Origin of the sequence: Shewanella sp. 10N.261.52.F9, assembly GCF_041471165.1 — a bacterium.
Taxonomy (GTDB): domain Bacteria; phylum Pseudomonadota; class Gammaproteobacteria; order Enterobacterales; family Shewanellaceae; genus Shewanella; species Shewanella marinintestina.
This window is the reverse complement of the sequence record NZ_JBFRNX010000023.1, coordinates 365,340-380,457: the sequence shown is the minus strand read 5'-3', so window position 1 is coordinate 380,457 and position 15,118 is coordinate 365,340. Positions and strand designations below refer to the sequence as shown.

At 41.9% G+C, this 15,118-nt stretch carries 10 protein-coding genes; 9 read left to right on the top strand and 1 reads right to left on the bottom strand.

The genetic code is table 11. The annotated features are described in order from the left end of the window. Positions 1 to 9 precede the first annotated feature (9 nt). From nqrM to dinB, 6 genes are all read left to right on the top strand, one after another. Complete coding sequence (gene nqrM, locus AB4298_RS15995; protein ID WP_012156314.1) at positions 10 to 231, top strand: (Na+)-NQR maturation NqrM; 222 nt, start codon at positions 10 to 12, stop codon at positions 229 to 231. A 334-nt stretch (positions 232 to 565) separates the two neighbouring features. Continuing rightward, on the top strand, positions 566 to 1,033 hold the full coding sequence (gene bfr / locus AB4298_RS15990; protein ID WP_248998695.1) for a bacterioferritin: 468 nt from the start codon (positions 566 to 568) through the stop codon (positions 1,031 to 1,033). An 11-nt stretch (positions 1,034 to 1,044) separates the two neighbouring features. Beyond that, positions 1,045 to 1,512 carry a bacterioferritin gene (gene bfr / locus AB4298_RS15985; RefSeq protein WP_248998694.1) on the top strand — a complete coding sequence of 156 codons (468 nt, stop codon included), beginning with the start codon at positions 1,045 to 1,047 and terminating at the stop codon, positions 1,510 to 1,512. A gap of 441 nt (positions 1,513 to 1,953) precedes the next feature. Beyond that, positions 1,954 to 2,163 carry a hypothetical protein gene (locus tag AB4298_RS15980; RefSeq protein WP_371987471.1) on the top strand — a complete coding sequence of 70 codons (210 nt, stop codon included), beginning with the start codon at positions 1,954 to 1,956 and terminating at the stop codon, positions 2,161 to 2,163. Positions 2,164 to 2,442: 279 nt separating this feature from the next. Next, positions 2,443 to 4,443, top strand: coding sequence for a methyl-accepting chemotaxis protein (locus AB4298_RS15975; protein ID WP_371987470.1), 2,001 nt, complete (start codon positions 2,443 to 2,445; stop codon positions 4,441 to 4,443). 207 nt (positions 4,444 to 4,650) lie between these two features. Continuing rightward, entirely contained in the window at positions 4,651 to 5,727 is a 1,077-nt protein-coding gene (gene dinB / locus AB4298_RS15970; RefSeq protein WP_371987469.1) for a DNA polymerase IV, read from the top strand. A gap of 96 nt (positions 5,728 to 5,823) precedes the next feature. Here the strand turns inward: dinB and AB4298_RS15965 are convergent, their stop codons facing one another. Then, positions 5,824 to 7,284 (bottom strand): aminoacyl-histidine dipeptidase, encoded by a 1,461-nt coding sequence (locus tag AB4298_RS15965; RefSeq protein WP_371987468.1) that lies wholly within the window; start codon positions 7,282 to 7,284, stop codon positions 5,824 to 5,826. Between the two features lie 289 nt (positions 7,285 to 7,573). Here AB4298_RS15965 and AB4298_RS15960 point away from each other — a divergent pair, with 289 nt between their 5' ends. The 3 genes from AB4298_RS15960 (at position 7,574) to AB4298_RS15950 (ending at position 14,907) form a co-directional block, all read left to right on the top strand. Continuing rightward, a complete protein-coding gene (locus AB4298_RS15960) occupies positions 7,574 to 9,112 on the top strand; it encodes a M17 family metallopeptidase (RefSeq protein ID WP_371987467.1) in 1,539 nt (512 codons plus the stop codon). 2,384 nt (positions 9,113 to 11,496) lie between these two features. Then, positions 11,497 to 12,939, top strand: a complete 1,443-nt coding sequence (locus AB4298_RS15955) for an amidohydrolase family protein (protein WP_371987466.1) — start codon at positions 11,497 to 11,499, stop codon at positions 12,937 to 12,939. A 678-nt stretch (positions 12,940 to 13,617) separates the two neighbouring features. Then, entirely contained in the window at positions 13,618 to 14,907 is a 1,290-nt protein-coding gene (locus tag AB4298_RS15950; protein WP_248998687.1) for an NCS2 family permease, read from the top strand. The last annotated feature ends 211 nt before the right edge of the window (positions 14,908 to 15,118 follow it).

Below are 15,118 nucleotides of genomic sequence, written 5' to 3'. Positions count from 1 at the left end.
GAGTCGAATATGAGCACATTTATTGCGGCCTTTGTCGTTTTATTAGGTTTCTTTTTCTTAATGTCGATAGGCTATTTAGTCAAGCGGCAAGCTGTGGCTGGTAGCTGCGGTGGTTTAGGCGCGCTCGGAATTGAAAAGGCGTGTGACTGTGATGATCCATGCGATAAGCGCAAAGCACGTATGGCAGAACAAGAACGCCGTGAAAAATTAGAACAAAACCGTATCATCTAATTTTGCATAACTTGCAACACTTAAGGCTCCTTAATAAGGAGCCTTTTTTATATCATTTTTAACTAAGCCAGCCGCTTATTACTGCCGAAATATCCACGATAATGGCCTAACGTTACGACGGTCTTTTATCATTATAATCCTCATCTCTTGTAATCCCCTAGTTTTGCTGCAGTAATTGCTGGCTTAATTCATGAATTGCTTATTAATAATTGTAGTAGTAATGAGAATGGTTATCCTTACTAACCTTTTGAAATATAAAGTTTATTTGTATTTGATTGTTTTTTGTTCTAGGTTGTAAACATTGATATAGATCAATTTAACTAAGGATGAACAGATGAAAGGACAACCTAAGGTCATTAGTCAGCTAAACAAGGTGCTGACCAGCGAGCTTACCGCAATTAATCAGTATTTCCTCCATGCGCGCATGTTTAAGAATTGGGGGCTAGGTGAGCTCAATGAAAAGGCTTATAAAAAATCCATTCAAGACATGAAACATGCCGATAAATTAATTGAGCGGGTGTTGTTCCTTGAAGGCCTGCCAAATTTGCAGCAATTAGACAAGTTACGTATTGGTGAGCACAGTCAAGAGATGCTTGAGTGTGACAAAGTCATGCTAGAAGAAGAGCTGGTCGTTTTGCGTGAAGCAATTGCTCTATGTGAGACCGAAGCTGACTATGTTAGTAGAGATATTTTAGAAGACTTACTCGAAGATGAAGAAGAACATCTCGATTGGTTAGAAGCCCAGCTAGAGCTTATATCGCTTACTGGGATGCAGAATTACTTACAATCTAAGATGGATTAACAGGAGGCGTTATGAAAGGTAATAAAGAAGTCATCGATACTCTTAATAAGCTGCTTACTGGTGAACTGTCGGCAATGGATCAGTATTTCGTGCATGGCCTTATGTATGAAGATTGGGGCCTGAATGAGTTGCATGAGCGCATTTCTCACGAAAGTGACGATGAACGTGAACATGCTAAAAAATTGGTACAGCGGATTCTATTTCTTGAGGGCACGCCAGATGTGGCGAGTCGAGAGCCGCTTAACATTGGTAAAGATACCGAGCAGATGCTAAAGAACGACTTAGCTTATGAGTATCAGGTTGCAGACAACTTACGCAGTGCGATTGCGCTTTGTGAAAGCAAACAAGACTATGAAAGTCGTGAGATCCTTGAGGTTCTGCTAGAAGAGACTGAGTCTGATCATATGTATTGGCTCGAAAAGCAGCTGGGTTTAATCGACAAAGTCGGTTTACAAAATTATCTGCAAAGCAAGATGTAGCAATAGGTTGTTGCCTCCTTATTAAAAAAGGCGCTATATAGCGCTTTTTTATTACTGTCGAGGGGAAACTAATTCTGGTTAGGTGTTTTATCGGAATTGCTGCCGAGTTCAATCAGACTATATCGACTTTCAAGCTAATGCTGCAATTTGCTTAATGAGCTTGTATCGCGCTAAGTTTTCTTTGAGTATATAACTCACAAATACTGTTTCATAAGGTTTTAGCAATTACATTTCAGGTACCTGCTCCAATTTACTTTAATGCAGCTCGAAAAATAAGCAGACTTAAAATCCTTGGCTATACTTAAATAGGATTGAAAGGACTATGACTCAATAAGGCTTATACAGCAGATATTCAGCTACTAGCACCTATTCTTAGTGAGTACTGCAATATTGCATATAAATTACATCTTATTCGAGTTAACAAGCATCAGGAGGAAGCTTATGTTTACTGCTATTAAACCAAGTGCTACTACTCTAGATGTAGATAGCCAGTTCCAAGTCGACTTTTTACTTGAGTGTATCGAGCGTCATGAAAAGCAGCTTGAGCAAACCAGTAACCTTAAGTCAGCAAGTAAAATTATCGCTAGTCCAGTCACGACTCGCTCAGTATTATCTAGCGAAGAACTCGCTATGTTAACGACTCTTTTTTGAACTAAATATTTACATATTATTTGCTGTTATTTCTGTTTAGCTATTTAAACCACTAAAGCTAGTCAAATTAGCCCAATATTTTAGCTCTATTGATCCCTCCAATGGTTTTACCTTTATATTAGCCTCAAGTTAATTAATTTTGCTGTTAGCCTTATTCGTACTTTTACTAACGTTAGCTGCTGTTGCTAGATTAACTACTTTAATCTGCAGTTTTTTCTGTTAGATTTATGACTACCTGATAACGAAACCTACTAAAAAATATAACAAAGGGGGGCGTCGATGCAGTGGTTTAAACGTTCATTGAGTCTACAATTGGTTGTCACCATAGTTGGTGCACTCGCGGTACTATTTACCATTGTTGCGCTATTACTGGTAAAGAGTGAAAGCAATAGCACGCGTCAGCAGATTGATAATGACTTAACGAGCTTAGTGCAGTTAAAGTCGACAGAGGTACGTAGTTATTTCGAGGCTAAAGGCCAGCTTATTCATGCGGTGTTTGCCGATCCTACGGTCGTGAATTGGTTCAGCCAATATGATGCTCGACTAAGCGACATTTCATCCGATAAAGATTACCTATCAATCATTAAATACTTCAAACATTTTTCAGATAAAGACAGCGATATTAAATCGGTGTTTTTCGGATCAGCTAATACTTTTGAATACTTTGATTTAAATGGTCGTTATAACGATAGTGAGTATTTCACTAACAAACGTCCTTGGTGGCAAGAAGCAATAAATAAAAACGGCATGTTTGTTGGCGATCCAGCAGTTGACGCTAACGATGGCTCTATCTCTGCAACAGTCAAAACGGTGGTAAAAGACAGCTCTGGTAAATTTATCGGTATCGGTGGCATGGATATTCTTATTGATACCATAGGTAGTGAACTTTTAGCGCCCATTAAATATCAAGATGCAGGGCAGGCCTTTTTAACCACAGATGGTGGTAAGTTAGTTTACTTCCCAGGTTTTTCAGATAAATTCCCGCCAGGTTCTGACGCGGCTAGGGTAGATAGTCAATTTAAACAATCAAGTGGTTTTGCCGCGCTTAATATGCAGATGCAGTCTCAGGCTTCGGGTTTTGCAGAGGTTGTATTTAAAGGTGAAGCTCAGCGGGTCATTTTTGTAGAGGTTGGTGGCGAATACCCGGAGCAGAAATGGCACCTTGCGTTTATGTTACCAATCGATGTGATTGAAGCCCCTGTTACCGATGCTATCGTTAGTTCGATTTTGTTATCTATTCTAATTATGGCTTTAGTTGGTATTACTGTATGGGCAACACTGCTGCCATTTAGAAAGCAGATTAATAATCTACTCCTCGCGATGGAAGATATTGCACAAGGTGACAGCGACCTTGCAAAGCGTATCGATATCAATCGTGAAGATGAATTAGGTAAGCTAGGTGATGCCTTTAATCAGTTTGCGGCTAAAGTGCAGGGCATGCTGCAAGAAACCCGCGAACTCACTCTGCAAGTTGAGCAAGGTGTTGCAGCTGCCTCAGATGTTAGTGATCGGGCATTGGAGTCAGTGAGTCAGCAAAAGCAAGAGATTGCATCGGTTGCGACCGCAGCAACAGAAATGGCGCACACTAGCCAAGAGATGGCTGCCAGTGCGCAACGTGCCAGTGAATTTGCTGACAAAGCACAAGAGCAGTCGAGTGAGGGCAGCGTAATTGTAGCGCAGGCGACGCAAGGTATGCAGTCATTATCTGTACAAGTGATTGAAGCTGCTAAAGTCGTCAAACAACTGCGTACTCGTTCAGAGCAAATTGGTGAAGTGCTCAATGTTATTCGAGGCATTGCTGAGCAAACGAATTTACTGGCACTTAATGCTGCAATTGAAGCGGCGAGGGCGGGTGAACAAGGCCGTGGTTTTGCAGTGGTGGCAGATGAAGTGAGAACTCTTGCATCACGCACTCAAGATTCAACCGCTAATATTCAAGAGATTATTCAAACACTGCAGCAAAATGCCAATGAGGCTGAGCAAGTGATGGAGGCGGGAGTAGAGCAAGCGAATATTGGTCAAGACCTTACCGTTAAAGTAGAAGTTGCTTTAGATAGTATTACTAATGCAATTGAAGCTATTCAGCAGCAGACTATCGAGATCTCCGCTGGCGTGGGTCAGCAAGCCGTTGTTGCTGAAGAGGTTGCCTGTAATATTGAGAATGTACGTACACTATCTGACGAATCACTGGCAGCGAGTGAAGCTTTATCACATAACTTTGATGAGTTTGCTCAGGTCAGCGAGTCATTAGGCCAGAATATTAAACAGTTTAAGATCTAAATGGATTTTAAATAGACTAAAAAGGAAGCCAATGGCTTCCTTTTTTATTGCTTAGATTATTAAAAATATAAGGTTATTAAATCGGCTATAGGCAATATGGAAATGTTCGATTATTAGCTCCGAATTGATCTTCGACAAACGCTGTGGTGCGCTTTTTATTGAATACTGTTTTTATATACAGTAATATTCTTGGCGGAGGATATTGGCTTGCAAAAAATCATTCACGTCGACATGGATTGCTTTTACGCCGCAGTGGAAATGCGCGACTTTCCTGAGTTACGAGGGAAACCAATTGCAGTTGGTGGCCGCAGTGATCGCCGCGGGGTGATCAGCACCTGTAATTATGAAGCACGTCAATTTGGTGTGCGATCGGCTATGGCATCCGGATATGCCTTAAAGTTATGCCCAGACTTAATCTTGGTTCCTGGACGAATGCAAGTCTATAAAGAGGTTTCCAGTCAAATTCGTGCTGTATTTGAGCGCTATACAGATTTAATAGAACCCTTGTCTTTAGATGAGGCTTATTTGGATGTTACTGATAGTCCACACTGTAAAGGTTCAGCGACATTAATTGCAGAAGCGATTCGTGCAGACATATTAGCCGAGACGGGTTTAACCGCATCGGCAGGCATAGCGCCAGTTAAGTTTCTTGCCAAGATAGCGTCTGACTTAAATAAACCCAATGGACAATATGTGATCCGGCCAGAGATGATTGATGAGTTTGTGAAAACCTTGCCATTAATAAAAATTCCCGGAGTGGGTAAGGTTACTGCAAAAAAGTTGGCAGATCTTGGATTACACACTTGCTGCGATATTCAAGCCTTTCCTGAAGGCCAGTTAATTGAACGTTTTGGTAAGTTTGGCGCGGTATTGATAGAGAGAGCAAAAGGTATAGATAAGCGTGGCATTTCACCTAATCGTGAACGTAAATCAGTGGGTGTAGAAACCACTTTAGCAAAAGATATTCATACTCTTGAGCAGTGCCGTGCAGTGATGCCGCAACTTATTCAAGAGCTAGGGGCACGTGTTAGCCGTAGTGCCAAAGACAGAGTTATCCATAAACAGGTGGTTAAGCTTAAGTTTGAAGACTTTAAGCAAACTACGATTGAGCATCGTAGCGACGAGATCTCGGTAAACTTGTTTTATCAGCTACTTGAACAAGCGATGGAGCGACAACATGAACGCGGTATTCGTTTGCTTGGGGTATCAGTAGGTTTGGTACCTAATACAACCATAGTAGAGAGCGAAAGTGGCGACACTAGCCAAATGGATTTAGGTTTTTAACCTTTAATTTCTCTTGATAAATAACAAAGGCTACTTACTGCTAATCAATAGCTAAGTAGCCTTTGTTGTTCGTGCTTTAAAACTAATTGCGGTTAATTAGTCTTTAGCTGGAGTGCGTTCTAGTACTGCTAGCAACAGCTTCCAATACAGACCTACTGTAGTGATATTAACTTTTTCGTCTGGGCTGTGTGGGTAACGAATAGTCGGGCCAATTGAGACCATATCCATCTCTGGATAAGGTTTCTTAAATAGACCACACTCAAGGCCTGCATGGATCACCATGATAGTCGGCTCTTTGTTGTAAATCGCTTCGTAAGTTTCACGTACGCTTGCCATAACGGGTGAGCTGTTGTCTGGCTTCCAACCTGGGTATGCACCGCTGAACTCAACATTTGCACCAGCTAGGTTGGCAAGTGAGGTTAATACCCCTTCAACTTCGCTGCGGCCAGAATCAATTAATGAGCGGATAAGGCAAAGAATTTGTACGCTGTCGTTCTCAGTGCTGATCACACCAAGGTTAAGCGAGGTTTCGGTCACGCCTGCAACTTCATCGCTCATACGGATAACGCCGTTAGGGCAAGCGTTTAGCAGGTCAACTAAGATCTGCTGACAATCTTCGCTCATCACTTGCTTTTCGGCTGGAATTTCTTCAAGCGTGAGTAGGGTACCTGGATCGGCAATTGCCAGTTCTTCGCGCACTAGTGCTTGGAACTCACTGATACGAGTCTGCAGTAGTGTTAGGTTCTCTGGCGGGATCATAAAGCTGATAGCCGCTTCACGTGGAATCGCATTACGCAGTGAGCCACCAATAAATTGTGTTAGCTCAATGGCAAGTTCATCACCGTGATCAAATAGGAAGCGCGCTAATAGTTTGTTAGCGTTACCACGACCTAAATGAATGTTCACTCCTGAGTGACCACCTTTTAAACCAGACATAGACAGTTTGTAGCTGGCATTTGTAGGCTCTGGCGATTGCCATACCATAGGCACAGTTAGCTGGGCATCAACGCCGCCAGCACAACCCATGTAGATCTCGCCTTCTTGCTCTGAGTCAGTATTAATTAAGATCTCAGCGTCAAGCATGCCGGCCTCTAAACCAAAAGCACCTGTCATGCCTGCTTCTTCATCGATGGTTAGCAGCACTTCTAGTGGGCCATGAGCAATATCGTCAGCACCTAAAACCGCAAGTGCAGACGCCATGCCAATACCATTGTCAGCACCTAAGGTTGTGCCTTTAGCTTTAACCCAGTCACCATCTACATAAGCTTCAATAGGATCTTTTTCAAAATCATGCTCTTTGTCAGCGTTTTTCTGCGGCACCATATCAATATGGGCTTGTAGCACTACTGTTTTACAGTTTTCCATTCCAGCAGTTGCCGGCTTTTTAATGATCAGGTTACCGACCTTATCTTCAACAACATCAAGTTGCTTGTCTTTCGCCCAAGCTTGAATGTGAGCGCTAAGTGCTTGTTCATGCTTAGATGGGTGCGGAATGGCACAGATTTGTTCAAACCATTGCCAAAGTGCTTGTGGTTGTAATTGACTAAGTGTGGTCACGTATATTCCCCTATTCTAATTAAAACGCCCGATTTCGTTAAAAGAGTAGGACGCATGTGGGCTTGAGGCTGAAAATGATGACAGTCTAGCATAGTCAAAGTGTGGCGTAGAATCGTTTACGCATGCTTTATTTGTGGCTTGTCAGTCTAAGTTTCCACTATCGTTTTCATGGGGAGTAAAGTCATTGGTAATCTTGGCTTAATCGGGGAATAATGCGGTAGCAAATAAGTTATATTGCCACACAAGCAAATAGGCAAATGACAATAATAAAATCTAAGAAGGAAGAGTTATGGGGTCAGTTAAGTTTGTTGATGTAGTAGAACAGGATGCCATTTTTGAAGGCAATGGCTGGGATGCACTAGTGGTTGTCACTACTGATCTCGAATCGCTACAATTTGAAGAGATCGCCATGCTCGCTAATCATGGTCAAAAGATAGATAAGCGAGTGGGTCAGTCTCCGACCTTGTTGTTTGCTCCAGGCATGGCGGGTGGAAGGCTAATTATTGCACCCGTTAAAAAAGCTAATGATGACTACCAAGATGTGCGTGTGTTTGCTGACGCAGCAAGGCAGGGTATTAAACTGGCTAAAGATGCTGGTGCTAAGCGTCCACTATTATTAGTTAATCGCTTAAGCGAACAGCGTTATGAATATGCACCGCAAGTTGCAGCGCTGGCTTGTGGGCAAGAGCTTTGGCAAGCATTAGAGCTTAGAGAAGCAGGCGGCGGTGACGAGCGTTTTGAGGCAATAGGCTTATTAGCTGATGAACACCATGGCGATATGCTAACGGCAATCGAAGCTGGACGAGTGCTAGCGCGTGACTTATGTGGCACTGAACCTGAACGTATGTCAGCCCCAGCGTTTGCCGATTACTGCTTAGACTCACTACAAGGTTCTGATCTTAAAATCAGCGTGGTTGAAGACCGAGATATTCTTGAGCGAGACTACCCATTGCTCAGCGCAGTTGGCCGTTCTTCATTTGCAGTGTTAAGACATCAGCCACGCGTGGTTAAACTGGAATATGTGGGTGATGGCCCAATTGAACACACATTCTTATTTGCTGGTAAAGGCGTTGTGTATGACACTGGCGGCGCGGATCTAAAAATTGCCGGAAGTATGGCGGGTATGAGCCGTGATAAAGGCGGCGCCGCTGCGGTTGCAGGCTTAATGAAAACAGTTAGCATGTTAAAACCTAAAGGGATCCGTATTATTGCAGAGCTTGGTTTAGTGCGTAACAGTATCGGTAGTGAAGCCTTTGTTACTGATGAAATCATTACCAGCCATGCAGGTAAGCGAGTGCGTATTGGTAATACCGATGCTGAAGGCCGTTTAGTATTAGCTGATTTACTATCGCACCTGCGTTTAAAGGCGGTAGATGCGGTGAAGCCACAAATGTTTTCTGTGGCGACATTAACTGGCCATGTGGTGCGTTGCTATGGTGGCTATACGGCAGTCGTTGAAAACAGTGTAGCGAAGCAAGCAAATGTTGCTACTAACATGCAAGAATTGGCGTCTCTTTGGGGGGAGCCAATTGAAGTCAGCCAGTTACGCCGTGATGACTTTAGCAAAATCGTCGATCCTTCGGCAGCGGCAGATATGTTGTCATCGAATAACGCACCGTCATCGGTTACAGCTAGAGGTCACCAATACCCAGCTGCATTTTTGATTGAAGCATCAGGTTTAAGTCTGCATGGGCGAAATGCTGATACGCCAATTGCCTATAGTCATATTGATATTGCTGGAAGTGCGACAGAAGGCCACCCACAATATGGTTCGCCAACAGCAACGCCGTTAGTGGGGTTGTTTCACTACATGACAGTAAATAAGTAAATCTATCGTTTATATACTTTAGTTTTAAAGTGAATATATCCAATAAAAGCAGCATCTTGTATGCTGTTTTTTAATTTTAGTTATCAAATAGAACAGGTTTTAAAGTACAAGGTATGGAGGTTATCGCTAATAAATTATGTAATAAAATAACGTAAAAGTGCCTTTTTTAGCTTTTTTAGTAAAAAAGCTTGTAATAAAACTACATTGCTCTATAATTGCTTTCGTCGGGTAAGCAATGGTGTTTACCGGCACTTAGTCTATCCAGGATGGATAATTCTCCAAGGAATCGAGCGACAAGTTGACTCTACAAGCCAGCGATCGGCTTATATGTAAAGTAGAGTATTAGGAATTCAACTTTGTTTGGAGTAATCAATATGTATTTTAGTAACACTATTTATTCGCAGAGCTTTTGGTTAAACACAGAAATTTTGCGTGGCGGTCTATACGCCATGACTTTTAAGGGTTAACCCTCCTTATATAAAGTCGCATCAGTTTCCATCAACCTTTATTGTATCTTTTAGATACTTAAGACCAAGTTGCAGATAGCCCGAGTTAGTATACTTCCGCTGTTTGCCATTGATTAACGCTAGCGCGCTAACCAATTTCCGCTAGGAACACTTGAAATGTCTTGCCCACTCATTGAGTGGGCTTTTTTTTGTCAAAATTTTATTGTTCAGATAAGGTGGCTCACCAATTTGAGCTTGCCTAAAGATTGGAGCAATATCGGCTGGTGGGGTTAACAGTGTTTTTCACTAGATTATTGGTCGCTTTTAATTATTTTTGGGTATTTTCTTGTGCAAAGCAGGCTTTTAAATGTAGTTTTTTTGATCGAAATCTGTGTCTGTTTGTGAAATGAACCGAAAACCTACCGCTAGTTGTGATATTGATCACTATAGCTTGTTATTAAATTACTCTTTAAGCACTTTTTGAGTATTTTTTAACACTAAAGCTTGTAATAAAATTACGAAAGCATATAATTGATTTCGTTGGTTAGGCAGAGTCCTTCCAATATTTAAGTCTATCTAGGAAGGATAATTCTCCAAGGAATCGAGCGACAAGTTGCCTCGTTAAGTTAGTTTGGTTCAACCCCATTAACTAATTTAATTTGAGATTATTGATACAACTTTGCTTGGGAGCATTGACTATGTCTTATACTGGACAAACTACGATTTACTGGCAAAACACTTGGTTGGATTCAAATGTTTTGCGCGGCGGTTTATACGCCATGACTTTTAAGGGCTAACCCTCCTTTAGAGTAGTTTCATCATCCATCAACCTTATAACACCCTTTGGGTGTGTTTAGACTCAAGTGGTATGTTGACCTTGTCGAGATGCCATTGATTAACGCTAGCGCGCTAACCGATTTCCTTTTGGAACACTTGAAACATGTCTTGCCAGCTCTTTGAGCTGGTTTTTTTTTACCTAAATTCTGAACGCTCACTTCTAAGCGTTGCCAACGCTGTGTTGGTGTTTAGTTTGGCCCCCAAAATTAGTTAGCCTTCGAATGAAGGCCGATTACATTTATTTTGGAATTGGTGTTACTAAGTAGAGTGTTTGAACTTGTAGCTTCATGGCTAACAATCGCCTGCAGCGGGCGTTTGTGCAGACACTGCTGCGAGACGCTGTGAATATGTCCTTATACGCTCTGCGGTTTCATCCCTGAAACCGAAGCCCGCAGCCGTATCTGCACTCGGTTAGCCAAGCATAATTCAGGTAATTCGGAGTAATGTATATAAGGCTAGTTCATTATCCGTATCTGTCGCTAATTCGCTCCGACCCCTTTATGTGAAATGTCTTAACCAGCTCCTTTGAGCTGGTTTTTTTGCCTTGGATTTAAGGTTTGAAATCAGGTTGCACCTGGGCTTTGAGGTTAGACTTCGTCTAACAAGTTACTCAGTCAAGCTACGCTTGATAAAGGTCGTGAGCTTCCAGCTCACACTCGGGCAAATGGGGGACAGCAGCCGCCCCGACGAAGTTGTCACCCTCGTACTTATTCGAAATAACCTAACGCTTCCAATGGGGCATCCTGCCCCGCGAAAGTTATGCCCACGTCCGTGTGGGCATTACGGTACTCTTATTTATAAAGAGTCCTCAACGTCCTTCGGCAACTACGATGGAGAATGGGTGTTTCCCGTAAGTGTCGTAACTCACTTTTGTCCCAAAATGAGTTACGCAGTTCAAAAGGCAAATAGGGTGGGTAAAGCTTTGTTCATACAAAAACTAACCTGAAAGAGTGTGGTAATCTAAAACGGTTATTTTGGCTTAAATTAGAAGATAGTTGGTTACTCCTGAGTAATAGTTCCTAAGCTATTACTTTAAATTAAAATGCCAAAAGTCTATTTAGCAATAGCTTGGCTGTTTAGTTTGGCTTACATGGAAGTTTTATGATTAGAATATTTTTACTCGTAATATCGTTGTACTCTTTTTCAGCATTAGCGATAAATACTGTCCTTATTGAAAATGTCACCATTGTCTCATCACACCTTCAGGCAGCAAAACTGCGTATGAATGTATTGTTAGATGATGGTCGGATTGCTCAAATAACGCAGAATAAGATTACAAACTATGATCTAAAAATAGATGGCTCTGGTAAGTTTTTAACTCCAGGCATTATGGATAGCCATGCACATGTTTCGTCAATTCCTGGGATGGGCTTTGGTGTTGAGCCAATGGCGACTATGCATCCAAAAATCGCTGAAGAATATTATCAACAGCAACCCAAGAGCTTCCTATATTATGGTGTAACCCAAATTGTTGATCCTAATCCCGGTGTAAATTTTAAACATTTCATTTCAGCGGATATTCATCCTGATTACCTGCGCTGCGAAGTCATTACCACAGACAAAACATTTCCCTATGTAGAAAAAACGGATGATTTATCACGATCAATGTTCACCTATTTAGTTGATGAAAACGCTAAAGAGAGTGCAAGAAATTCAGTAGAGAGTATCGTCACTGACATTGCTAATTCTGGTGCTGCATGTATCAAAATTTACTTTGAAGATGGTTATGGTAATGCGAGTCAATGGCCAACACTTTCTCCTAAAACGCTTCAACGAATTAAGCTCTCAGCCAAAAAAGCTAATTTGCCAATATTAGCTCATGCTAACGCCTTGGACATGCAACAATTAGCGCTTGCAGCAAACGTTGATATTATCGCTCATGGAATGTGGAATTGGGGGAAATATAGACGAGATAAACAGCTACCCAAAGAAATAAAGGAAACACTGAACAGAGTTATTGCCAATGAATTAGGCTACATGCCAACCCAAAGAGTCATTGCTGGTTTAGGTGAGGTTATGCTGCCTGACATTGTAAGCTCTCCTGAGTTCTTATCGGTTACACCTAAGTCGCTTATCGATTGGTATAAAACATCGGAAGCACAGTGGTTTAAAGAGGAACTTCGCGTTGGGTTTGATGGGATGGGTGATGAATCAATTGCTGCTGCATTCTTATACGGGAGAATTGGTAAGGGTAATAAAGTCATCAGTTACCTCAGTAAAGCTAAACATCCTATTTTGCTTGCTTCTGATTTTCCAGGCAGTCCCAGTTTTGCTAACCAGCCAGGATTAACAACTTTCCAAGAAATGAAAGCTATGGTTGATGCGGGGTTGTCACTTTCGGAAGTGTTAGAGGCTGCAACTATTAATAATGCCAAGAAATTCAAGATTGAAAACAATTATGGCACTGTAGAGGTTGGGAAAACAGCTAATCTATTGCTTCTAAAAAATAACCCCTTAGGTTCTATTGAGTCGTGGAACAGTATTGATACCATTTTTCTGCATGGTAAGCCGATCCACAGAGAAGAGTTGGTGGTGAATAAATAACTAGAGGATATGCGGGGGGCTCGTTAGGGTCTGTGTATGGTTTTTTGTGATTATCATACATTTTATTATCTCATCCCCGATTTTTAGACTCTTTGCACTAACGTATTTCTGTCCAATAATTATTTAGGGCTTTAGCCATAACTTTTAATGTAAAAGGTAGCGCTGTTCTAAATTTGGTGTAGATACGGGCGTGACCGTCCATTACAAGGACGTCATGGCCGAGCTTCCATGGATGGGCTTGCAGCGTGTCACTCCAAGCCTAAAAATAACATTATGCTATTTTTACAATCTCTCGGGGGCGGGCGCAGTGCCACAATTTTAGTTGTTAGACGGAGTTTAACTTTAATAGCTGACATATTAATTGTTATCAACTACAAAACAATCAGATCGCTAAATCTGACTAAAACTGACTTAAGCTAAACTAAGTATCCTCCAGAGTTGGTAAACTCAAAAACAAACATGTGTTTGAAATTACTGGTCTCGCGCGTGAACCCTCCGTATAATCGCTGCGAAATGTACATGTTGAACGGTTTTTGTACATGTATATATTCTCACTTTGTTAACCTAGGCCCACTGTTAAGCAAATAGTGATTGTTTGCTAAATAGAAAAGTCGTACTTAGGTTGGCAATGAGTACACCCTACAAATCAATATAATAAAATCCAAGGGACTTAGTTCCATGTTAGAAAAATTATTCAAATTAAAACAGAATCAAACAACGCTAAAGCAAGAAGTGGTTGCGGGATTAACGACTTTCTTGACCATGGCTTATATCATTTTTGTAAACCCTATGATGCTGGCCGATGCGGGCATGGATCATGGTGCCGTTTTTGTGGCGACCTGTTTAGCTGCTGCTATCGGTTGTTTAGTCATGGGCTTAGTCGCTAATTACCCTATTGCGCTAGCACCGGGTATGGGCTTAAACGCCTTCTTTACTTATACCGTTGTCGGTGAGATGGGGTATTCATGGGAAACGGCGCTAGGTGCGGTGTTTCTCTCTGGGATCTGCTTTTTAGTTTTGTCTTTAGTGCGCATTCGCGAGTGGATTGTTAATAGCATTCCTATGTCGCTGCGAATTGGTATTGCTGCGGGTATTGGTTTGTTTTTGGCATTACTCGGCCTTAAAAGCGCGGGTATTGTGGTGGCGAGTCCGGCAACTTTGGTGACCATGGGCGATATTACTGCGTTTCCTGCGGTTATGGCTGCGTTAGGCTTTTTCTTAATTATTGCTATGGTGCATCACGGCATGAAATCAGCAGTAGTGATTAGCATCCTCGCCATTACATTACTCGGTGTGCTGTTTGGTGACGTGCAGTATCAAGGAATGGTGTCTGCACCGCCGTCGATTATGCCGACATTTATGAAAATGGACCTCTCTAGTGTGCTTGAAATCAGCATGCTCTCAGTGGTTTTTGCATTTCTATTTGTTGATCTGTTTGATACCTCGGGTACCTTAGTTGCCGTCGCGCAGCGTGGTGGTTTCTTAGATGATAAGGGCCGCTTACCCCGCTTAAATCGTGCATTAACTGCTGATAGCACAGCAACTATAGCAGGGGCTATGCTGGGTACATCAACAACAACCAGTTATGTTGAGAGTACTGCGGGGGTCAGTGCTGGTGGCCGCACCGGTTTAACTGCTGTCGTGGTTGGCTTACTGTTTTTAGGTGCGCTATTTATTTCACCATTAGCGGGAATGGTTCCTGCTTACGCGACTGCTGGCACCTTGTTTTACGTGGCAATCTTGATGATGTCTGGCTTAGTCCATGTTGAGTGGGAAGATATCACCGAAGCAGCACCTGTGGTCGTGGTATGTATATTAATGCCACTAACCTTCTCTATCGCCACAGGCATAGCAATGGGCTTTATCTCTTATGCGCTGATAAAACTGATGAGCGGACGTTATAAAGACTTAAGTATTGGCGTGGTGGTTTTAGCTGCGCTGTTTATTGCTAAGTTTATCTATGGTTAACAGGGGCTTTTTATCGTGATTCACTGTGATAAAACGTACTTAGTTTGGCTCATTTATCGGCCAATTTAACGCCCGATTGATTTGCTGTGTAATGCAAATCAGCGTTGGATAGATTAATGCTAAAAAGCCACACTCAGTGTGGCTTTTCTATTATGAGTGTTAAAAAATATCGCGTTAAACTTCAATGTTCTGCTAACGATTGCCTAAATAA

Excerpts from the sequence above, each read along its gene's own strand:
- AB4298_RS15950 (WP_248998687.1), top strand. The coding sequence starts at position 13,618 with ATGTTAGAAAAATTATTCAAATTAAAACAGAATCAAACAACGCTAAAG.
- AB4298_RS15955 (WP_371987466.1), top strand. The coding sequence starts at position 11,497 with ATGATTAGAATATTTTTACTCGTAATATCGTTGTACTCTTTTTCAGCA.
- AB4298_RS15960 (WP_371987467.1), top strand. The coding sequence starts at position 7,574 with ATGGGGTCAGTTAAGTTTGTTGATGTAGTAGAACAGGATGCCATTTTT.
- nqrM (WP_012156314.1), top strand. The coding sequence starts at position 10 with ATGAGCACATTTATTGCGGCCTTTGTCGTTTTATTAGGTTTCTTTTTC.
- bfr (WP_248998694.1), top strand. The coding sequence starts at position 1,045 with ATGAAAGGTAATAAAGAAGTCATCGATACTCTTAATAAGCTGCTTACT.
- AB4298_RS15975 (WP_371987470.1), top strand. The coding sequence starts at position 2,443 with ATGCAGTGGTTTAAACGTTCATTGAGTCTACAATTGGTTGTCACCATA.
- AB4298_RS15980 (WP_371987471.1), top strand. The coding sequence starts at position 1,954 with ATGTTTACTGCTATTAAACCAAGTGCTACTACTCTAGATGTAGATAGC.
- bfr (WP_248998695.1), top strand. The coding sequence starts at position 566 with ATGAAAGGACAACCTAAGGTCATTAGTCAGCTAAACAAGGTGCTGACC.